Here is a 19,408-nt window from a genome sequence, read left to right on the forward strand (position 1 = left end):
ACACCATCAATTAATGAAGATATGTTAACAAAAGAAAAAAAAGTAGCTATTATCGGCGCAGGACCAGTTGGGCTGACCATGGCAATATTATTACAACAGAAAGGCGTTGATGTAAGCGTTTATGAAAGAGATAAAGGTCCACAAGCCAGAATTTGGGGTGGTACGCTTGATTTGCACAAAGATTCAGGACAGGAAGTGATGAAAAAAGCTGGTTTACTGGAAAGTTATTACGACATAGCAAAGCCCATGGGCACGATGATAACTGATGAAAAAGGAAAAATATTATTTGCCAAACAGATTAAACCCGAAAATCAATACGATAATCCTGAAATAAACAGAAATGACCTCAGAAATATATTGTTAAATAGTTTGAAACAGGGTACGGTAATCTGGGACAGCAGATGTAAAGAACTCGAAGTTTGTGATGAAAAATGGCATTTGCGATTTGAAAACGAAACATTAGTAATTGCTGACTTTGTTATCGTGGCCAATGGTGGAATGTCTAAAATAAGAACATACGTTACGGATACAGTCGCTGAAAACACAGCAACTTTTATCATACAAGGCGATGTACCTCAACCTGAATTAAATTGTCCTGAATTTTTCCGACTATGTAATGGTAACAGATTAATGGCTGCTTACGAAGGAAATTTATTGGTAGCAAACCCGGATAATAATGGTGTGTTAACCTATGGTGTGATTTTTAAAAAGCCTGAAAATTGGGATGATGATTATAGTGGATTAAACTTTCAGAATCAAGACAGTATTCGAATATTTCTTTTAGACAGATTTATGGATTGGAATGAACATTACAAACAATTATTCCGTTCAACCTCGTCTTTTTGGGGACTTCCGACAAGAAAACTATCACTCGGTAAACCTTGGAAAAAAGACCGCCCTCTACCAATTACGCTTATCGGAGATGCAGCGCATTTAATGCCACCTTTTGCAGGTCAGGGTGTAAATACCGGATTAATGGATGCACTAATTTTAGCTGGTAATTTAACGGATGGAAAATTCGAAAACTTAGAAGATGCTATAAATGACTATGAACAGCAAATGTTTATTTATGCCAACGAAGCACAACTTGCATCAGTAAGAAACGAGATAGAAATGCATCAGCTTAATTTCACCTTTGAGAAGCTTATTCATAAATAAAAAATCCCAAAGTATTCGCTTAGAATAATCAAGGCAAGGTTTTAATTATACCTATAATCTTTATGTTAATGGTAAATGAAATATAGAAAGGATGGCACGTGGCCATTTTCTACATAAATCGTATCCCCACAAAATCCCATCCCCGACTTGCATTTTTACAATTATTGCATTATTTTAACCCTGCATTCAGAAAGTAAGGTTAGTAACATCAAATTTCGCCAACCATGAATAATCTAATATTTCCACCTCTGATCTTCCTCTTAACGTTCGTACTAAACACGCCCAAATTAAAGGCTCAATCCGATACATGTAACTGCCTTGATAACTTAAACAAAACTATTCAGGAAACCGAACTTAATTACGCAGGCTACCCTGCAAAAGTGAATGCCGATTACAAAAAACTGGTTTCAAGTCTTCAAACAGAAGCCACAACAGTAACAGCTCCTAAACAATGCTACTATCTTATCCGTGACTACGTAAGATTTTTCAAGGACAAACACTTCATTATATCTTATGCTAACCGCAGGGATTTTGACAGTACTATTGTCTCTTACTCCAGCAAAGCGGTTTTACCAATTGAAGGTATCTGGATAAGTCCTGATAGCACCACCAAAATCGCCATCCAAAAATCCACCAATGGCACCTTCAACGCGATCAAATATGAATCATCTACAGATAGCTTCCCAAAAGGATTTGTTTATTTCACCCTTACGCCTAAAGGAAATGAATACGTTGTGAAAAAATATGATGCATTTGTCAGTACAGATTTCCCCGCCAAACAAAGCGGAAACCTATTACATATCTGGAATCATACAGTCTGGGGTAAAGTATTTCCTCAACAGATGACAAAAGCAGAAAACGAAGAACTTTCAACTTGGAGAGATAATAACAATGGCCTCGCATTTAAAAAAATAAACAGCGAAACAAGTTATTTGAAGATCCCTACTTTCTATAATAATGACACCAGGATCCAACAATTGATAGCTGCAAGTGATTCCACCATTAGGAACACCAGGTATCTTATCGTAGACCTGCGAAACAACGGTGGAGGTAATACTGGTTGGGTATATTTTCTACCCTATCTTATGACTAATCCAATCATTCAGCGACCCGCATTGATCCGTGTAACTCCGGACAATATTAAACGCAAGTTACCCGAATTAGAATACTTTGTTAAAAATCCCATAGATACTGAATATAAAAAGTATTTTCCAGAACAGGTATTGAGCTTATATAAAAAAGCTTATGCCGAATTACCCACAACAAAAGAAAAATTTTACCCGATCCCCGCTGTTACTTTCCCGCTCGAGGCAATAGCTAAACAGCCCAAAAAAGTTGCTGTGATTGTTAATAACTTCTGTGGTAGCTCAACGGAATACTTTATATCCCTTTCCGACCAGTCAAAAAAAGTAATTACTTATGGATCAAATACCATTGGAATGATGGATTATGAAGGGATGTCTAACCCAACCCCATTGCCCTATGATAAATTTATTTTGACTATACCCATCGCAAAGTCTAATTGGACTGACACTAATCCAATTGATCAAACCGGTTTTGCTACCGATGTACCTATAAGGCTTCCCGAAAACAAGTGGATCGATTTTGTCGTGGACGATTTGCCTAAAAGATAGAACCATCATTCGATTTAATATAAATGAACTCGACTTTAGTGAAGCGCTTTCCCGTCAAATAAATTCAGAATTCTAAATAGCAGCTATTTAGTCTGCTTTAACAGCACAGCCTCCCGTTTCAAAAACATTTTAAGCTTATTCATCAACGAAAATAGCCCATTAATTGCCCGCCTAAGTATGCAGCAAAGAGAACTTATGTTGTTAACTTTAAAACTTGTTTTGTCCTTAAGAATCCAACTTTCACTATCTGGTTAGTATTTATCTAACTCGTTGTCCACTTAATTCTGTTAACTACCAGTCTCACCAAGATTTATGCAGGCATTAATCTCACTCAAAAAAAATCAATTCGCGGAGAGAGAGGGATTCGAACCCTCGATACCGTTGCCAGTATACAAACTTTCCAGGCTTGCTCTTTCGACCACTCAGACACCTCTCCGTATTGGACTGCAAAAGTAATTTTTTTATTCATATCTCCACAAAAATTAATGACAATAAATTCAGTTTGATGGATTTATTCTTTTGTTAAATTATATCCCGTTTATCGCTTGTTTTTTGTAAAGCTGATTCGTATAAAACGCATTGCAAAGATTTCTCCACTGCGGTCGAAAGTACAGTTTGCAAGTAAACAACTTAACTCCTTTGACGGACTTTAGCCGGACTTAAGTCGGGGTTTCGTCGGACTTATGACAGTTTCACCTGACCAAAGTCTGAATTAAATCCGTATTACACCTCTAGATAAGGATAAGCAATTTGCCCAATGTTTAAAAGATCAGGCATAAAAAAAAGCGCCTCATTTAAAATGAAGCGCCTTGTAATAAATGATATATAATTAATCTATAACGGTAATTTTCAACATATTGGTTTTGCCTTTTGCTTCGATTGGAATAGCGGCGGTATTGATAATGATATCACCTTGTTTAACCAACTTTTTACTTTTCAGGAATTCATTTACTTCAATAATGGTATTATCAGTACTTTCCCAATTATCATAATAGAAACCTCTTACCCCCCAAAGCAAACTTACTGCATTTAATAAGGCCCTGTTGCTGGTAAAAATAAAAGTTAGGGCTTCCGGACGGTGGCTTGAAATCTCGAAAGCAGTATAACCACTTAAAGTCATCGATACAATACCTACTGCATTGGTCTGTTTCGCTAAGAAACAAGCCGAATCACAAATCGCGTCGCTTAAGAAAGAAGGTGATTTTGGTTTTAAAAACTTATCAGGATGGAAAGGATAATTATTTTCTTCAATGTTCTGAATAATTTTTTGCATGGTTTCGATCACAATCAGCGGGAATTCTCCAACTGATGTTTCACCACTTAACATTACCGCATCAGCACCATCCAAAACAGAGTTAGCCACATCATTTACCTCTGCACGTGTTGGACGTGGGGTTGTGATCATACTTTCCAGCATCTGGGTTGCTACAATCACCGGTTTAGAAGCTGCCCTACATTTCGCAACAATCATTTTCTGTAATAATGGAACTTCTTCCATCGGACATTCGACGCCTAAATCGCCACGGGCAACCATAATACCATCAGTTGCAGCAATAATTTCGTCTATATTGGCAATAGCCTCTGGTTTTTCTATTTTAGCAATTACGCGGGCAGTTTTACCGCGCTCAGCAATAATATTTTTAAGTTCTATGATGTCTTCGGCCTTACGCACGAAAGATAAACCGATCCATTCTACATCATTTTCTAAAACAAATTCTAAGTTTTCGCGGTCTTCCGGAGTTAAAGAAGGGATAGAAACCTTAGTATTTGGCAGGTTAACACCTTTTCTGGATGTTAAAATTCCACCGTGAACAACTTCACAAACCACTTCATCCTTTAAATTGGTAGAAATCACTTTCATTTGAAGTTTTCCATCATCCAAAAGTATAATTTCACCAGCCTGAACATCCTGCGGGAAGTTTTGGTAAGTAATGTAAATGCGTTCTTCGTTACCAATACATTCATTCGTTGTAATTACAGTAGTAGTTCCGTTGATCAGGTTAATACCACCTTCTTTTACTAAACCGATACGGATTTTAGGACCTTGTAAATCGGCAAGAATACCTACATTATATTCGTATTTTGCGTTCAAATCGCGGATGGTATCCAAAACCGCCTGATGATCTGCTTGTGATCCGTGTGAAAAATTTAGACGGCAAACATCTAAACCTGCGTTAAACATACTATATAATACATCTGGTTTTGCTGATGCAGGCCCAAGCGTGGCGACAATTTTAGTTCTCGAATGAAAAGGTTTCATTTATTAATTGATTTTAGGAATGCAGCTTAAAGAAAGCACTAATTATTATCTAAAATAATCAAACTGCATTAAATTTTATATATTTTGTTTTTTTGTTCTTCGTTTGTAACTGCCAAATATAGTGTATTTAATACACCATGTATATAATTTTTATATTACCAAATTTTCACGGCTTTTTAATTTCGTCGGATCTATCTTTGCAGCAACCTGTATATCAGGCAGTTTATTCAATCCATTAATTAAATAATCCAAATCTTCCTTATCAATAAATTCTTTAATGATAATAAAAAAATCTACTTTGCTCATCTCCGGAATCAGAAAGCCATCGCTACTCTTATTGCAGATTAAATAATACTCTACTTCACCCTGCTCTACAAAAAAGTAATACTTAGAGAAAGACCAGGCTGGCTCATCGATATTGAAAAATATTTCGTGATCCTCTATTTTCTCAAATTGCGTGTTTAGCCGGGTATTAATTTTGTGGCAAAGAACATAGTCTTTAAGGGGTGCTGTAATCGCAATTAGTATGAAATCAAGGTCTAAGGTAAGTTTCAGGTAAGTCTTATTCAAAGCGAAATAAATTATTTACAGAACGAAATTAAAAAACTAATTCTATATTCGCTGTGTTATTGAGGTACCAAAATTACGTATCGAAATAAAAACATTTGAAAATTGTAAGAATTTATTTTTCTTTGCACAGAATTATTTAACCATTAAATTATAAAATTATGTCTGATATTGCTTCAAGAGTTAAGGCTATTATCGTAGAAAAACTAGGTGTTGACGAAAGCGAAGTTACGCCAGAGGCTTCATTCACCAACGATTTAGGTGCAGATTCTTTAGATACCGTAGAATTGATTATGGAATTTGAAAAAGAATTCAATGTAGCTATTCCTGATGATCAGGCTGAAACCATCGGTACAGTTGGCCAGGCAATTGCTTATTTGGAAAAAAACGTTAAATAGAATTACGCTTTTTCAGTATAAATGGAATTAAAAAGAGTAGTAGTAACAGGGTTGGGTGCGCTCACTCCTATAGGCAATAATGTCCCTGATTTTTGGGAAGGGTTGACTAACGGGGTGAGTGGCGCTGCTCCTATTAAAGGTTTTGACACTGAAAAATTCAAAACCAAATTCGCATGCGAGGTTAAAAATTTTAATCCTGAAGATTTTTTGGAGAAAAAAGAAGCCCGCAAGCTAGATCCGTTTGTACAATATGCTCTTGTAGCGACAGATGAGGCTGTAAAAGATGGTGGTTTTGATTTTGAAAAATTAGATACCAACCGGATCGGCGTAATCTGGGGTGCTGGCATAGGTGGATTGAAAACTTTCCTGGATGAGATTTCGAATTTCGCTAAGGGAGATGGTACCCCTAGGTACAATCCATTCTTTATTCCTAAAATGATCGTAGATATCGCTCCAGGGCATATTTCGATTAAGTATGGCCTGCGTGGGCCAAATTTTGCAACTGTATCAGCATGTGCTTCCTCAACAAATGCCATGATTGATGCATTTAACTATATCCGTTTGGGTATGGCTGATGTCATCATTAGTGGCGGTTCTGAAGCCATCATCAATGAAGCTGGTATGGGTGGTTTTAATGCCATGCATGCATTATCAACACGCAATGAAGATCCGGCAACAGCATCACGTCCTTTTGATAAAGACCGCGATGGCTTCGTAGCTGGTGAGGGTGCAGGAACCATTATCTTAGAAGAACTTGAACACGCTAAAGCCAGGGGTGCAAAAATTTATGCAGAACTTGTTGGCGGTGGAATGAGTGCAGATGCCAATCACATCACTGCGCCACATCCAGAAGGTTTAGGCGCCAGAATGGTAATGACCAATGCGCTTAAAGACGCTGGTTTAACAACTGCTGATATAGATTATATTAATGTACACGGTACTTCTACACCGCTGGGTGATATTAGTGAAACCAAAGCCATTGGTACATTGTTTGGTGAAGATGCTTACCGCTTAAACATTAGCTCAACCAAATCAATGACTGGCCACCTTTTAGGTGCAGCCGGAGCTGTTGAGGCCATAGCGGCAATACTTGCCGTTAAAAATGATGTTGTCCCTCCAACAATTAATCATTTTACAGACGATCCTGCATTTGACCCTAAATTGAATTTTACTTTCAACAAAGCACAAAAACGTACCGTTAGAGCTGCCTTAAGTAACACATTCGGGTTTGGTGGCCACAATGCTTCTGTAATTTTCAAGAAATACGAAGATTAATTAAAACAGTACTGGTATATAATTTTGTATGCTAATTAAAAATAGATAACTTAGTTAAATATGCTAATTAGCCGTTAATTGTGTTATTTATTTAATGCCGATATTAAAATTATATAAACTCTATCTCTCTCCTGAAAAGGAGTTTGTTAAAAAGCTAAAAAACATCTTAGGCTTTGTTCCGGGTAATGTTACGCTTTATAGAATGGCGTTCAGACATCGTTCTGCAGCAAAAATCCTAAAAAATGGAAGCAGGAGCAGCAACGAACGCTTAGAATTTCTGGGCGACGCTGTTTTGGGTTCAGTAATTGCGGAGTTGCTTTTTAAACACTATCCCTACAAGGAAGAAGGTTTTTTAACCGAAATGCGGTCAAAGATTGTAAACCGGGCTAATTTAAATCAATTGGCGAAAAAAATTGGTTTTGACAAGCTTATCCAGTTTGATCAGCGTTCCGTTAGTATACAAACCAAACATAATTCAATGTTGGGCGATGCTTTTGAAGCTATTGTTGGCGCTATTTATATGGATAAGGGATACAATTTTACCAAGGAGTTTTTATTGCGCAGAATTGTAAAACCACATATCGATATCCATACCCTTGAACTTACTGAAACCAATTTTAAAAGTAAATTAATTGAATGGTGCCAGCGCCATGGTAAGGATGTATTGTTTGAATTGGCTGAAAATGGTGAAGGCGAAAGCACTAAATTATTTACCATCAGTGCAGTGGTAGAAGGTGAAAAAGTAGGTACAGGCAGAGACTATAATAAGAAAAATGCAGAAAAACTTGCTGCAGAAAAAGCTTGTGAAGTGCTTAGTATCTGATGGTTCTTAGCCGTCATTAGTTGATCAGTAATTGCAAATCGCTAAACTGAAAACGGTAACTTGTTTAATCGGTTATTATTAAAACTGGTTTACTAAACTCCAAATTGCATCTTGAGCAACCGCAAATTGCCAACTGTAAACCGCCAACTGTAAACTGATAACTGACTCCAAACAAATCTATCGACCCAGGACTAAAGACTCAAGACTAAACCTACTTCCCCTTTCCCAGCGTATCTGTAAATTTCTTCGAAGACTCTTTAATATACTTGATGTAATCGTAACTGTTCCAATACTGTGCTTTATCAAATTCAGGACGGCAGTTCAACATGTATTGTTCTAAGGTATCTCCCCTTAATTCAGTATTCTTTTTGATGATGCTTTGATTGAAGTATACATCAATCTGCGATTGTTTGATTTCATTATCCGCATACCTGCTAAATCTCCTGGCATTTTTAGGATCAGTGCCAAAGAGGTTGTAAATCGCATTTAAAGGACTAAATATTGCGGACAACAATGTGGTTTTACCGCCATTATATACCCCCTTATTTTTAAATTCCCGCTTAATCTCATTCAAATCTTGCTGTTTGGTATTCCCCCGAATGGTTACATCAGCCAATGTAGTACTTCCCCTAACCAGATAAACGACCAGATCCTTTTCACTATTTACCACAACACGTTGGTCAATAAGGTCCCTCTTGGTTACCAGAAGTGTATCGCCTAATCTGGCTTTTAACTGAAACATACCAATATCATTACTGCCGACACCAATACCGGTACGCAGATTCATAATTTCTGATAATGCAATTCTTACATTTGAGCCTTTCTCGATAACCACACCCTTTACAATAAAGTCTTGCGCCTTTGCTGCAAAGCCGATTATGGTAAAAACGAAGATTATAAAGGCAGATTTAATAGTTCTCATGTTGTATTAATTTGTGTGCTTTAAAGTATCGGTATATTTTTTCGCCGACTCTTTAATGTATTTAACCGCATCGTAATTACTCCAATTAAGGGTCATGCTGCGTGTTGGGTAATAATCGAGCAGAAATTTGTCGAGGTCTTTTCCTGTTAATGTTGTATTATTCGAAACTAAATTTTTATTAAAAAACTTGTCTACCTCGATCAAACTTAATTCTCTTTTATAATAACGGTTAAATTTACGCGCTCTTGCTGGTGTTTTCCCAAAAAGCTCATAAAAAAAAGTTATTGGGCTGCCACCAAGCGGATTTAATAAAATTAATGGCGGTTTGCCAGCAAAGAAAGAACCATTATGCTTCAGATCCTGTTTAATATCTTCCATCTCCTGCTTTTTGGTCTGTCCTTTAACCGTCACCTCCGCTAACATCGTGCTTCCTCTTACCAAAAAAACAACCATATCATCATCTGTTTTAACAACTACTTTTTGATCGTTTAGGTTTTTCTTCTGAATAAAAAGTGTGTCACCGATTCTGGCATTCAACTGAAATAGACCGATATCATTACTGGTTGCGCCCATTTTACTTCGGATGTTGGTAACATTTGCCAGGGCAATCCGCACGTTAGAACCTTTTTCGATTACCACACCTTTCAAAATAAAGTTCTGTGCCTTACTATTAAGGCTTTTTGTTAGGATAATTAGCAAAAGAAGGAGTTTTAAATGCTTCATTGACTTAATGGCGTATTTAAAGTATCTAAATAATGTTTTTCGGATTTTTTAATGTAATTGGCGGCATCATAAGTATTCCAATTTTTAATTTGTGCAAGCTTTGGCCTGTAATTTAACATAAACTCATTGAGCTGTTTGCCTGTTAAACTGGTATTCCTTTTAACAAGGCTTAGGCTAAAAAAACGGTCAATTTCTAACTCCTTTTGCTCACGATCATAATAGCGGTCAAACCGCCTGGCACTTTTGCGCTCTGCACTAAACAATTCCATTATGGCCGATAAAGGATAACGGATATAGTGGAGCGGGTTTCTGTTATGCCCGTAAAAATAGGTTTTCTTTCTGTGCGCTAACCTTACAACCGATAGATTTTCTTGTTTGTTTTCTGCCCTGATGGTTACATCTTCCAGCAGCATATCTGCCCGAACGAGATTTACGATCAAGTCATTATCAGTTTTAACAATCACCATCTGATTATCAAACCTTCTTTTTTCCACCAATAAGGTATCACCAATTTTTGCGGCAATTTGGAAAAACCCCATGTCGTTGGTACCAACTCCCTGCCTGGTGCGCATATTGGTAACTACTGCCAGGGCAATTCTGATATCAGTTCCTTTTTCAACAACAACCCCTTTGGAAACCTTAACCTGTGCTTTAACGCTTATTGAAGCAACTAGAAAGCAGAGCGAAAGAAAAATAAGCGTAAAAAATGCTTTCATATCTCTAGGAGAATTTTTGTAAAATTAACATTTGTTGCACATTCAAGTTGTTAATAAAACGTTAATAGTCATGAGGAAATTAACAGGCAGCCTTTTATAATATGCGGCAAGAATAGTTTTTACCAGGGCAATAACCTTTCTTTTTTTAGATACGGCTGCATCTTTTGTTGATTTTGAAATTAACTTCATATTGATTAGAAAATGAATGCTCCGGTCCTTTTGGCTTAATCAGTCCTGCCATCCACTGTAGCTCCGATAGAAGAAATCGGAGGCTGCCGTTCCTGTCAGGTTTAGGAATAGAGGTTCTGCACACTGTAGGGAACAAGCCTTTGCCAAGAACTACTTCACTTTGTACTTAAACCCGATTGCAGCGAGCACGTAGTATAACGGAATAAAGCGTAAAGCGGGGCTGCAATCACCTAAGAAACACTGAACGCTGGTTTTCTAAATGCAAAGTATTTTATCTTGAACCCTACAGCCCTGGCTCCTTGGTTATTATTATTTCTCCTTTCGGCTGAAAACCCTATCTTTGCGCATGATAAAATCCATGACAGGATACGGCTTAGCAACAGCCGATTATGCAAATGCAAAGTATAGTGTCGAAATTAAATCGCTCAACAGTAAATTCCTGGAGCTGAATTTAAAATATCCGAAAGCTTTTTCTGATAAAGAATTGATTCTGCGCAACATCTGCAGCAAAGATATCGAACGTGGAAAGGTTAGTTTAAGCATCACAATAGAACGCACTAATGGTGAAGTTACCGGTGCCACCATTAATACCGCTTTATTAAGTCACTACTACCAGCAGCTTGTTGCGGTTAACAACGAATTAGGTGCGGATAGCAGTAATTTATTACAAACAGCCTTAACCTTTCCTGATGTAATTAGTTACAAAGAAGAAAGTGTTAGCGAAGATGAGTGGAACCATCTATACCAGATCTTTACCGAAGCCCTGGCCAATTTTAACCAATTCAGGGAGGATGAAGGCGCTGTTTTAAAGTCGGATTTGGAACTGCGGATTAAAAATATCCTGTCGTACTTTAAATCTGTGGAAGAACTTGAACCTAAAAGGATTTCGGCCATCCGTGATAAATTTAACCAGTTTTTAGAAGATGCCGTAGGTAAGGTAAATATTGATCAAAACCGTTTTGAACAGGAATTGATCTACTACATCGATAAAATCGATATTACGGAAGAAAAAACACGTTTAAAAAGCCATTGCGATTATTTCTTACAAACCTTAGCAAGCAAAGAAGCAAACGGTAAAAAAATGGGTTTCATTTCGCAAGAGATAGGTCGAGAAATCAATACCATGGGCGCTAAAGCAAACGATGCTCAAATGCAGCAGTTTGTGGTAGGGATGAAAGAAGAATTAGAAAAGATAAAAGAACAGTTACTGAATGTGTTGTAGCGTTAAGCGAAGAGCGATAAGTGCTTAACGCCAGACGCCAGTCACAAAACTTTTAAAAATGCAAGGCAAATTAATCATATTTTCAGCACCATCAGGAGCAGGTAAAACCACCATAGTACATCATTTATTAAAGAAATTTCCTGAACTGAGCTTTTCTATTTCTGCAACTACCCGCGAATTGAGAGGTGACGAAACACACGAAAACGATTACTATTTTATTACCAAAGAAGAATTTTTACACAAAGTTGCCCGCCAGGAGTTTGTAGAGTTTGAAGAAGTTTATAATGGTACCTTTTATGGCACTTTACGTTCAGAAATAGAACGCATCTGGAATGAAGGTAAACACGTAATCTTCGATATCGATGTTGAGGGCGGCATCCGCTTAAAAAGAAAATACGAAGAAGATGCATTGGCTATTTTTGTTCAGCCACCTTCGTTAGATGTTTTAAAAGAACGTTTAAGCGGTCGTGGAACAGATAGTCAGGAAAAATTACAAGAACGTTTTATTAAAGCTGAGAAAGAATTGCTTTATGCAGATAAGTTTGATGTGATTTTAAAAAATTATGATCTGGCTACCGCTTGTGCAGAAGCAGAGCAGTTGGTAGGGGATTTTTTAAAAAAGTAGTTTCTTAAGCGGGCAGAAATCTTTATATTTGATTGATGACTGATATTCAATTATATAGCCAAATATCTTCATTGCCTTCAGATCTGAAGAAGCAAGTGTCTGATTTTGTCTTGTCTCTAAAGAAAAAATCGAAAGCAGGTAAAAAACTGAAAGAAAGGCAATTTGGTTATGCTAAAGATTTTTTTAAAATGTCTGCCGATTTCGATGAGCCATTAGAAGACTTTAAAGATTATATGTGATGCAGCTTCTGTTAGATACGCATACATTTATCTGGTTCATAAATGGAGATTCATCTTTGCCAAAGAAGATAATTGATGAAATCAAAAACCTAAAAAATGAATGTTTTATCAGTATTGCAAGCATTTGGGAAATTGCGATAAAATGTAAATTAAACAAGCTTTCTTTAAATGCAGACTTTGATAAAATTTTAGACTTTTTAGATCAAAATCAAATAGAAATATTACCAATCTCATTCAACCATATTATTAAACTGAATGAATTAGATTTCCATCATCGTGACCCTTTTGATCGAATTCTAATCGCTCAAGGCATCTCGGAAAATCTAACTATTTTAACAAAGGACCAAAACTTTAGCTTTTATGAAACTAAAATATATTGGTAAACTAATCATCTAATAAATCCATCATTGCGAACCATAGCGGCGGAAAAAGAGGACAAGGTTGAGCTATCTTATCACTAATTAGATTGCTTAGGATCACTGAATCAGCCTCGCAATGACGATTACAAATACTGAAAACCTATAAACATGAAAACCGGTCTTTTCTTCGGTTCGTATAATCCCATCCATACCGGACATTTAATAATTGCAAATTATATGGCTAACCATACCGAACTGGATGAAGTATGGCTGGTGGTTTCTCCACATAATCCTTTAAAGGATAAAAGCGGTTTAACCAATATGTACGATCGTTTGGAAATGGCCAAACTGGCTACCGAAAATGCAGAGCATATCCGCGTGAGTGATATTGAATTTGCATTACCACAGCCTTCATATACCATTGATACCCTAACCTATCTCCACGAAAAATATCCTGAAAAGGAATTTGTACTGATCATGGGTGCTGATAACCTCGTTTCTTTTAAAAAATGGAAGAATTACGAGGTGCTGCTAAAAAACTATCGGATTTATGTATACCCCCGTCCTGGAGCGAATGTGAAAGAATGGGAAAATAATCCCGCAATAACTTTTACCAATACCCCTTTAATGGAAATATCCTCCACTTTTATACGTAAGGCTATTAAAGAGAAAAAAAATGTTCAGTTTTTCCTGCCCGATAAAGTAATTGATTTTATTGATGGAAAAGGGATGTACCGATCTTAACAAGCATTTTTTTTTAACTTACTGTATTAAATCCGTTAATTGGAAGGGTTTTTGTTTAATACGGCTTTAGTTTTATTAATTTAGCTGACCTGATACAACAAAATAAGTGAAAAAAAATCTTTTTATCCTCATTGCCCTCTGCGGAGCGGCATTTTCTGTCCGCGCACAACAAAAATCCTATTTAGAAATGTTAGCCAACCCACCCAAATGGGTCGATTCGGTTTTTAATAAATTGAACCGTAGGGAACGCATTGCGCAGCTGTTCTTTGTACGCGCACATACCAATCTGGGCCAAAAATACACCGATTCGGTTGGCCAGGTGATTAAAAGAGAACAATTGGGCGGAGTGATCTTTTTTCAGGGAGGTCCGGGAAGACAGGCTCTTGCCACCAATGCCTATCAGAAACTGAGCAGAGTACCACTTATTGTGGCCAACGACGGAGAATGGGGTTTGGGCATGCGTTTAGACAGCACCATTTCTTATCCCTACCAAATGACCCTGGGGGCCATACAAAACAGAGAACTGTTATATAAAATGGGCTTGGAAGTGGCTAAAGATTATAAACGGATGGGCATGCAGATGAACCTGGCCCCTGATGCGGATATTAATAATAATCCGAAAAATCCGGTAATCAACTATCGTTCTTTTGGCGAAAATAAATATAATGTAGCGAGCAAGGTTGCATCCTATATGAAAGGCATGCAAGATGGTGGTTTATTAACAACACTTAAACATTTTCCCGGCCATGGGGATACGGACGTAGATTCACATTACGATTTGCCGCAGCTCACTTTCTCTGCCACCCGTTTGGACACTTTAGAAATGTATCCATTTAAAGAATTGATTAAACAAGGCGCGTCTGGGGTAATGATTGCACACATGAATATCCCTTCGTTAGATAATACTCCAAATTTACCTTCGACACTTTCCAAGCCTATTGTTACCGGTATTTTAAAGCAGAAATTAGGTTTTAAGGGGCTGATTATTTCAGATGCTATGGACATGAAAGGCGTGGTAAAATACTTTAAAAACGGTGAAGCTGATCTGATGGGGATTATCGCCGGTAATGATATCATCGAACTTTCAGAAAACAGCGATAGAGCCATTAAACTGGTGCGTAAAGCGGTAAGAAATAATCGTGTAAGTATGGCTGAAATTGACCAAAGCGTGCGCAAAATATTAACGGCAAAATATTGGGCAGGCCTGGCCAAACGCGATACCATTGTAACCAAAGGTATTGTGGCTGGGGTGAACCGCAATGCAAGCAATGCCTTGGTACAGGAATTGGCGAATGCATCAGTAACTTTGCTTAAAGGTAAAGATTATATTAAACGGCTGATCCCGATCAGAAGAACAGCAATTATCAGCATTGGCGTACCTTCCGTAACAACTTTTCAGAAAGAGATATCAAAAGGTTATTACAACTCTGTTTATTATGTGTTGGATAAAGATGCAAGTGCCGCACAAATTTCAAATATAGCACGTGAAGTAAGCGCATTTGATCAGGTAATTGTAGGTATTCATGATAGCAGATCAAGACCGGCTAATAACATGCCACTAAACGCAGGTGTTAAGAATTTTATTAAAGAACTGTCGACTAAAAATGCTGTTTTTGCCTTATTTGCCAATCCATATAACTTAGCAGGCTTATCTGGATTAGAAAATAGTAAAGGTTTAGTAGTCGCCTATCAAAAAGAAGATTTTATGCAGATTTCAGCTGCCGCTGTAATTAATAACCGCATGGTTCCAACTGGTAAGTTACCCGTAAGTGTGGCTCCGTTTTATAAATTTGGTGATGGACTTTAGCGCTACGGTACTGGGAAGATATTTTGTTATTCTGAGGGATAGTTTATTTTATATAAATCAATATTAGTGACTTAACTGATTTCTATGCCATACAGCCCGGTCTTGCCTCGGCTCGCCGCCGCCGAGAGCGCTCTTACTTTTTTCAGTGTTTGTAGCTGTTTTTATCTGTCTTCAAGCTTGCTTCGCAGGTTGGCTTGATCCAAAAGTAACAAAAGATCAAGGCTTGCATCCTTCCTTGTAAGAGCTACCGGAATCTTGATAGCGGCAGCATCGAGGCTCTTACCCTTATTTAGCCCACTGCTCCCGCTTTGATCCTGCCTAAGGTTGTGGGGTACGAGTTGGGAACTGCAAAGATTTCCGTGCTTTTCCCGGCGGAAATCTGCCAGGCCAGGTTAGCAAGGAGCAGATCGCATGAAGTAGAGGAATTTTGCGTTAAATTATCGTGAGTACCAATCTATCAATGGTAGCGCAGCGAAGAGTGTTTAAAAGAATAGACATGTTACTAAGCAGGCAATTTCTACAGAGTATGCTTTTCTTTGGTCTTTTAGCTTTTCTAAAAAACAATTTCATCATAGAAACGATTATCTAATATAAAACCTTAAAGTTATGATAGATCCAGAAGACGACAATTATTCGAATGATCCTAATGATGCGTTACGCAGAGAGGATGATGTAGAAAATATTAACGAAATTAGCGGTGATGATACCAATGTCGAACACGATAAAGATCTGTTGGAGCAAGCCGATGAAGCTTCAAGAGCTTCTTATGAGTTAAACCTCGATGATGAGGTGGATGAAGATGAATTAGACGATTAACAAGAAAGCCTTTCAGATTTGAAGTCCGAAAGGCTTTCTACTTTTAGGCTCCATTTTTGGTTCAGCCTTAAACCTCTACTTAGCTTTAGCTTTATAAGTTTCAGGATCAACAGCTGCTTTTGTCCAACCTTTTAAAAATGAGGTAATTTTCTTTACATCATGTCCTACTTTCTTTTTACCGTTAGCGCCAACTTCCTCCGTTTCTAAATAAGACGAATTTTCGATGTGTAATACTTTGCCTTTTCCGTCAAGAATTAAGAATACCGGAAAACCAAAACGTTGAGGATAGCCTAAACCAGCCAGAATATTTTCATTTTTATTTTCGGGGCTATAATTAACCAACACCGTTTCAAAGTTATCATCGATGTATTTTTTTAACGTTGCTGTGCTATCTACCAGATGATGAAAGGCGATACACCACGTGCACCAGTTACCGCCAACCTGTAACAAAACATGTTTATTTTCTTTAGCTGCCTTTGCAACTGCGGCGGCAATATCCGCTTTAGCATCAGCCTGTGGGTTATAAATATGAACGCCTTCTTTTTTAGCCTGACTAAATGCCGCGGTCGAAATTAATATGGCAGTGAATAAAATGATTAATCTTTTCATGGTTGTGTAATAATGGCTAAGCAAATGTAATAAAGTCTAGTAATATTGTAGATGATTAGCAAATTCTTTACAGAGTAGAAACATTCATTGGTCATTGGTCATTAATAGAACTTGTTATTATTAAAAGGCTTAAACCATTTTGCGTTTTTACATCGACCATTTTACATTTAACTATCTTTGCCTTGCAATGGATTTTCTAGATATACATACCCATAAAGTTGCCACCCAAAATGGGGTAATCAGCATTCAAAGCCTGTCGTTAACGCACGATATCTTTTTAGCCATGCCTAAAACCAAGCCAATCTCTGTTGGGTTACATCCCTGGTTTGCCAAAATTGATCATCTTGACCAGCAGATGAAATATCTTAGTGTCGTAGCCAATCAAACCAATGTAAAACAGATCGGTGAGTGTGGTTTAGATCGGTTAAGGGGCGAAAATCTGGATAATCAGATTATAATTTTAGAAAAACAGATCGAATTGGCAGAAAGGATCAATAAACCTTTAATTTTACATTGCGTTAAATGTTTTTCTGAATTAATAGCGATTAAAGATCGGTTAAAAGTTAAAGTGCCCATGATCATTCACGGCTTTAATAAAAACGAAGAACTGGGCAAGCAATTGTTGGATAAAGGATTTTTACTTTCTTTTGGTTTGACTGCCTTGAAGGAAAACTCCGGCACAACAAAACTGATTCAAAGCACCAGTAATTTTTTCCTGGAAACGGATGATGCTGATATTTCCATTGAGGAAATTTACCAGGCAGCAGCCATTTTAAAAAAATGTACTGTAGATGAACTTAAAGCACGTATTTTTACCGACTGGAATAAATGGAACAGTTAGATACAGAAGCACATAAAACAAAGTAAGTTCACTTCATAGTTAAAAATAGAAAAATCAATATATGTCTGATGTTAGCTGGCTTTCGCGCTCTGCCCTGCTTGTAGGTAATGATGGAATAGAAAAACTTCAATCGAAACATGTTCTCGTGATCGGTTTGGGCGGCGTGGGTTCTTTTGCCGCTGAATTTATATGCCGTTCAGGAATTGGAGAAATGACCATTGTTGATGGTGATGTGGTTGACCCGACCAACCGGAACAGGCAGCTACCTGCTTTGGCTACCAATCATGGTGTTAGCAAGGCTGCAATTATGCAAGAACGTTTATTATCTATCAATCCCGAATTAAAACTGCATGTAGTAAATACCTTTCTTACGCCAGAAAAATGCAGGGAAATTTTAGATGCCGATTTTGATTATATTATGGATTGCATTGATAGTGTAATGCCTAAAATTACTTTGTTAGGAACAGCATTAGAAAAAAATATTCCTATTGTAAGTTCAATGGGGGCTGGTGGTAAAATGGATCCTACCCGTTTAAGAATTACCTTACTGCCTGATACCTATCAATGTGTTTTTGCCAGTTATGTGCGTAAGCGGTTGAATAAACTTGCCAATGCGGCAAAAATAAAAGCTGTTTTCTCCACCGAAGAAATGGATAAAAATTCCATGATTATGACTGATGGGAGCAACTTTAAACGCTCAGCTTATGGTACAGTCTCCTATCTGCCCGCCGCATTTGGTGGTGCATGTGCATCAGTTGTAATCCGTGATTTACTTGGCCTCCCTATTGAAATGGCAGAACGTCCTGCAAGGATCAGCCATAAAACATTAGCTAAAAAGAAGAAAAAGCCGTAAACACGTGTATTGTTGATAGCATGATTTCGGAAAAATTTTAAATTGTTGTAAGTTAGGGTAGTGCAATAGAACCCAAAGCAAAAACATGCATGATATAAATAATACCCCCTCCGATTTAGGCGCCCAGTATTCCCCTCTCCCAGAGGGGTGTCCGCAGGACGGGGTGTTGAAAGATACGTTACAAAAGGATATTATAATTAATGGAATAACACTAAAGCTGGCACCAATAACCAAGTTACCTTATCAACCTCGACTAAAAGAAAGAGCAAAAGCTCTACGTCAGGCGGGGAATTTACCTGAAGTATTATTTTGGATGCAGGTCACCAAAAAGCAATTCCATAAAATAGATTTTGACAGACAGCGCATAATCGGAAATTACATCGTTGATTTTTATATCAAGCGGCTTGGTTTAGTAATTGAAATTGATGGCTGTAGTCATGATGATAAACAGGTTTATGATAAACGGAGAGAAGAGTATTTAATTTCATTAGGATTAAAAATTTATCGGATTACAGTTGATGATGTGTTGAAACAAATGGATTTTGTAATGATGGGTTTAAAGGAATATATTATTCAGGAATATGGGATTACACATCCTTAATTAAATATAGATTACATCAAAATAAAA

The 19,408-nt window shown here is 37.4% G+C and carries 21 protein-coding genes and 1 tRNA gene; 15 read left to right on the plus strand and 7 right to left on the minus strand.

Annotated features, from left to right (window positions below):
• Positions 1–21 precede the first annotated feature (21 nt).
• Together PGN18_RS17255 and PGN18_RS17260 are read left to right on the plus strand one after the other, a co-directional pair.
• Positions 22–1,158 carry an FAD-dependent oxidoreductase gene (locus PGN18_RS17255; protein ID WP_335320847.1) on the plus strand — a complete coding sequence of 379 codons (1,137 nt, stop codon included), beginning with the start codon at positions 22–24 and terminating at the stop codon, positions 1,156–1,158.
• Positions 1,159–1,382: 224 nt separating this feature from the next.
• Positions 1,383–2,792 carry a S41 family peptidase gene (locus tag PGN18_RS17260; RefSeq protein WP_335320848.1) on the plus strand — a complete coding sequence of 470 codons (1,410 nt, stop codon included), beginning with the start codon at positions 1,383–1,385 and terminating at the stop codon, positions 2,790–2,792.
• A 349-nt stretch (positions 2,793–3,141) separates the two neighbouring features.
• Here PGN18_RS17260 and PGN18_RS17265 read toward each other — a convergent pair.
• The 3 genes from PGN18_RS17265 to PGN18_RS17275 form a co-directional block, all read right to left on the minus strand.
• Positions 3,142–3,228: transfer RNA gene (locus PGN18_RS17265), tRNA-Ser, on the minus strand.
• Between the two features lie 393 nt (positions 3,229–3,621).
• The gene (gene pyk, locus PGN18_RS17270) at positions 3,622–5,052 is read right to left on the minus strand and encodes a pyruvate kinase (RefSeq protein ID WP_335320849.1); all 1,431 of its coding nucleotides are present in this window, start codon (positions 5,050–5,052) and stop codon (positions 3,622–3,624) included.
• Between the two features lie 150 nt (positions 5,053–5,202).
• Positions 5,203–5,622, minus strand: coding sequence for an IPExxxVDY family protein (locus PGN18_RS17275; RefSeq protein ID WP_138818787.1), 420 nt, complete (start codon positions 5,620–5,622; stop codon positions 5,203–5,205).
• Positions 5,623–5,780: 158 nt separating this feature from the next.
• Here PGN18_RS17275 and PGN18_RS17280 point away from each other — a divergent pair, with 158 nt between their 5' ends.
• The 3 genes from PGN18_RS17280 (at position 5,781) to rnc (ending at position 8,115) form a co-directional block, all read left to right on the plus strand.
• A complete protein-coding gene (locus PGN18_RS17280) occupies positions 5,781–6,017 on the plus strand; it encodes an acyl carrier protein (protein ID WP_008508386.1) in 237 nt (78 codons plus the stop codon).
• A 21-nt stretch (positions 6,018–6,038) separates the two neighbouring features.
• Positions 6,039–7,292 carry a beta-ketoacyl-ACP synthase II gene (gene fabF / locus PGN18_RS17285; RefSeq protein ID WP_335320850.1) on the plus strand — a complete coding sequence of 418 codons (1,254 nt, stop codon included), beginning with the start codon at positions 6,039–6,041 and terminating at the stop codon, positions 7,290–7,292.
• 94 nt (positions 7,293–7,386) lie between these two features.
• Positions 7,387–8,115 carry a ribonuclease III gene (gene rnc / locus PGN18_RS17290; RefSeq protein ID WP_293788679.1) on the plus strand — a complete coding sequence of 243 codons (729 nt, stop codon included), beginning with the start codon at positions 7,387–7,389 and terminating at the stop codon, positions 8,113–8,115.
• A gap of 211 nt (positions 8,116–8,326) precedes the next feature.
• Here the strand turns inward: rnc and PGN18_RS17295 are convergent, their stop codons facing one another.
• The 3 genes from PGN18_RS17295 to PGN18_RS17305 are packed head-to-tail and all read right to left on the minus strand — an operon-like array spanning position 8,327 to position 10,476.
• Complete coding sequence (locus PGN18_RS17295; RefSeq protein ID WP_335320851.1) at positions 8,327–9,037, minus strand: hypothetical protein; 711 nt, start codon at positions 9,035–9,037, stop codon at positions 8,327–8,329.
• A gap of 6 nt (positions 9,038–9,043) precedes the next feature.
• The gene (locus PGN18_RS17300) at positions 9,044–9,760 is read right to left on the minus strand and encodes a hypothetical protein (RefSeq protein WP_335320852.1); all 717 of its coding nucleotides are present in this window, start codon (positions 9,758–9,760) and stop codon (positions 9,044–9,046) included.
• On the minus strand, positions 9,757–10,476 hold the full coding sequence (locus tag PGN18_RS17305; protein ID WP_335320853.1) for a hypothetical protein: 720 nt from the start codon (positions 10,474–10,476) through the stop codon (positions 9,757–9,759). The genes PGN18_RS17300 and PGN18_RS17305 overlap by 4 nt, the downstream gene beginning before the upstream one ends.
• 547 nt (positions 10,477–11,023) lie before the next feature.
• Between PGN18_RS17305 and PGN18_RS17310 the strand changes: the two genes are divergently transcribed.
• The 7 genes from PGN18_RS17310 (at position 11,024) to PGN18_RS17340 (ending at position 16,477) form a co-directional block, all read left to right on the plus strand.
• Positions 11,024–11,887, plus strand: coding sequence for a YicC/YloC family endoribonuclease (locus PGN18_RS17310; protein WP_335320854.1), 864 nt, complete (start codon positions 11,024–11,026; stop codon positions 11,885–11,887).
• A gap of 58 nt (positions 11,888–11,945) precedes the next feature.
• Positions 11,946–12,512 carry a guanylate kinase gene (gene gmk / locus PGN18_RS17315; RefSeq protein ID WP_335320855.1) on the plus strand — a complete coding sequence of 189 codons (567 nt, stop codon included), beginning with the start codon at positions 11,946–11,948 and terminating at the stop codon, positions 12,510–12,512.
• A 35-nt stretch (positions 12,513–12,547) separates the two neighbouring features.
• A complete protein-coding gene (vapB, locus tag PGN18_RS17320; RefSeq protein WP_335320856.1) occupies positions 12,548–12,751 on the plus strand; it encodes a type II toxin-antitoxin system VapB family antitoxin in 204 nt (67 codons plus the stop codon).
• Positions 12,751–13,134 carry a type II toxin-antitoxin system VapC family toxin gene (locus tag PGN18_RS17325; protein ID WP_265852413.1) on the plus strand — a complete coding sequence of 128 codons (384 nt, stop codon included), beginning with the start codon at positions 12,751–12,753 and terminating at the stop codon, positions 13,132–13,134. The genes vapB and PGN18_RS17325 overlap by 1 nt, the downstream gene beginning before the upstream one ends.
• A gap of 144 nt (positions 13,135–13,278) precedes the next feature.
• Positions 13,279–13,854, plus strand: a complete 576-nt coding sequence (nadD, locus tag PGN18_RS17330) for a nicotinate (nicotinamide) nucleotide adenylyltransferase (RefSeq protein ID WP_335320857.1) — start codon at positions 13,279–13,281, stop codon at positions 13,852–13,854.
• A 106-nt stretch (positions 13,855–13,960) separates the two neighbouring features.
• Positions 13,961–15,661 carry a glycoside hydrolase family 3 protein gene (locus PGN18_RS17335; protein WP_335320858.1) on the plus strand — a complete coding sequence of 567 codons (1,701 nt, stop codon included), beginning with the start codon at positions 13,961–13,963 and terminating at the stop codon, positions 15,659–15,661.
• A gap of 606 nt (positions 15,662–16,267) precedes the next feature.
• On the plus strand, positions 16,268–16,477 hold the full coding sequence (locus PGN18_RS17340; protein WP_335320859.1) for a hypothetical protein: 210 nt from the start codon (positions 16,268–16,270) through the stop codon (positions 16,475–16,477).
• A gap of 75 nt (positions 16,478–16,552) precedes the next feature.
• Here PGN18_RS17340 and PGN18_RS17345 read toward each other — a convergent pair whose 3' ends face one another.
• Positions 16,553–17,086: a thioredoxin family protein gene (locus tag PGN18_RS17345; RefSeq protein ID WP_335320860.1), complete on the minus strand. Its 534-nt coding sequence runs from the start codon at positions 17,084–17,086 to the stop codon at positions 16,553–16,555.
• A 187-nt stretch (positions 17,087–17,273) separates the two neighbouring features.
• Between PGN18_RS17345 and PGN18_RS17350 the strand changes: the two genes are divergently transcribed.
• From PGN18_RS17350 to PGN18_RS17360, 3 genes are all read left to right on the plus strand, one after another.
• Positions 17,274–17,927 (plus strand): TatD family hydrolase, encoded by a 654-nt coding sequence (locus PGN18_RS17350; RefSeq protein ID WP_335320861.1) that lies wholly within the window; start codon positions 17,274–17,276, stop codon positions 17,925–17,927.
• Between the two features lie 61 nt (positions 17,928–17,988).
• Positions 17,989–18,780: a tRNA threonylcarbamoyladenosine dehydratase gene (locus tag PGN18_RS17355; protein WP_335320862.1), complete on the plus strand. Its 792-nt coding sequence runs from the start codon at positions 17,989–17,991 to the stop codon at positions 18,778–18,780.
• Positions 18,781–18,865: 85 nt separating this feature from the next.
• Entirely contained in the window at positions 18,866–19,381 is a 516-nt protein-coding gene (locus tag PGN18_RS17360; protein ID WP_335320863.1) for an endonuclease domain-containing protein, read from the plus strand.
• The last annotated feature ends 27 nt before the right edge of the window (positions 19,382–19,408 follow it).

The organism is Pedobacter terrae, from assembly GCF_036946585.1.
GTDB classification, from domain to species: domain Bacteria; phylum Bacteroidota; class Bacteroidia; order Sphingobacteriales; family Sphingobacteriaceae; genus Pedobacter; species Pedobacter terrae_C.

Coding starts and splice junctions, on each gene's coding strand:
- PGN18_RS17255 (WP_335320847.1), top strand. CDS start 22: ATGTTAACAAAAGAAAAAAAAGTAGCTATTATCGGCGCAGGACCAGTT.
- PGN18_RS17260 (WP_335320848.1), top strand. CDS start 1,383: ATGAATAATCTAATATTTCCACCTCTGATCTTCCTCTTAACGTTCGTA.
- pyk (WP_335320849.1), bottom strand. CDS start 5,052: ATGAAACCTTTTCATTCGAGAACTAAAATTGTCGCCACGCTTGGGCCT.
- PGN18_RS17280 (WP_008508386.1), top strand. CDS start 5,781: ATGTCTGATATTGCTTCAAGAGTTAAGGCTATTATCGTAGAAAAACTA.
- fabF (WP_335320850.1), top strand. CDS start 6,039: ATGGAATTAAAAAGAGTAGTAGTAACAGGGTTGGGTGCGCTCACTCCT.
- rnc (WP_293788679.1), top strand. CDS start 7,387: ATGCCGATATTAAAATTATATAAACTCTATCTCTCTCCTGAAAAGGAG.
- PGN18_RS17295 (WP_335320851.1), bottom strand. CDS start 9,037: ATGAGAACTATTAAATCTGCCTTTATAATCTTCGTTTTTACCATAATC.
- PGN18_RS17300 (WP_335320852.1), bottom strand. CDS start 9,760: ATGAAGCATTTAAAACTCCTTCTTTTGCTAATTATCCTAACAAAAAGC.
- PGN18_RS17305 (WP_335320853.1), bottom strand. CDS start 10,476: ATGAAAGCATTTTTTACGCTTATTTTTCTTTCGCTCTGCTTTCTAGTT.
- PGN18_RS17310 (WP_335320854.1), top strand. CDS start 11,024: ATGACAGGATACGGCTTAGCAACAGCCGATTATGCAAATGCAAAGTAT.
- gmk (WP_335320855.1), top strand. CDS start 11,946: ATGCAAGGCAAATTAATCATATTTTCAGCACCATCAGGAGCAGGTAAA.
- vapB (WP_335320856.1), top strand. CDS start 12,548: ATGACTGATATTCAATTATATAGCCAAATATCTTCATTGCCTTCAGAT.
- PGN18_RS17325 (WP_265852413.1), top strand. CDS start 12,751: ATGCAGCTTCTGTTAGATACGCATACATTTATCTGGTTCATAAATGGA.
- nadD (WP_335320857.1), top strand. CDS start 13,279: ATGAAAACCGGTCTTTTCTTCGGTTCGTATAATCCCATCCATACCGGA.
- PGN18_RS17340 (WP_335320859.1), top strand. CDS start 16,268: ATGATAGATCCAGAAGACGACAATTATTCGAATGATCCTAATGATGCG.
- PGN18_RS17345 (WP_335320860.1), bottom strand. CDS start 17,086: ATGAAAAGATTAATCATTTTATTCACTGCCATATTAATTTCGACCGCG.
- PGN18_RS17350 (WP_335320861.1), top strand. CDS start 17,274: ATGGATTTTCTAGATATACATACCCATAAAGTTGCCACCCAAAATGGG.
- PGN18_RS17355 (WP_335320862.1), top strand. CDS start 17,989: ATGTCTGATGTTAGCTGGCTTTCGCGCTCTGCCCTGCTTGTAGGTAAT.
- PGN18_RS17360 (WP_335320863.1), top strand. CDS start 18,866: ATGCATGATATAAATAATACCCCCTCCGATTTAGGCGCCCAGTATTCC.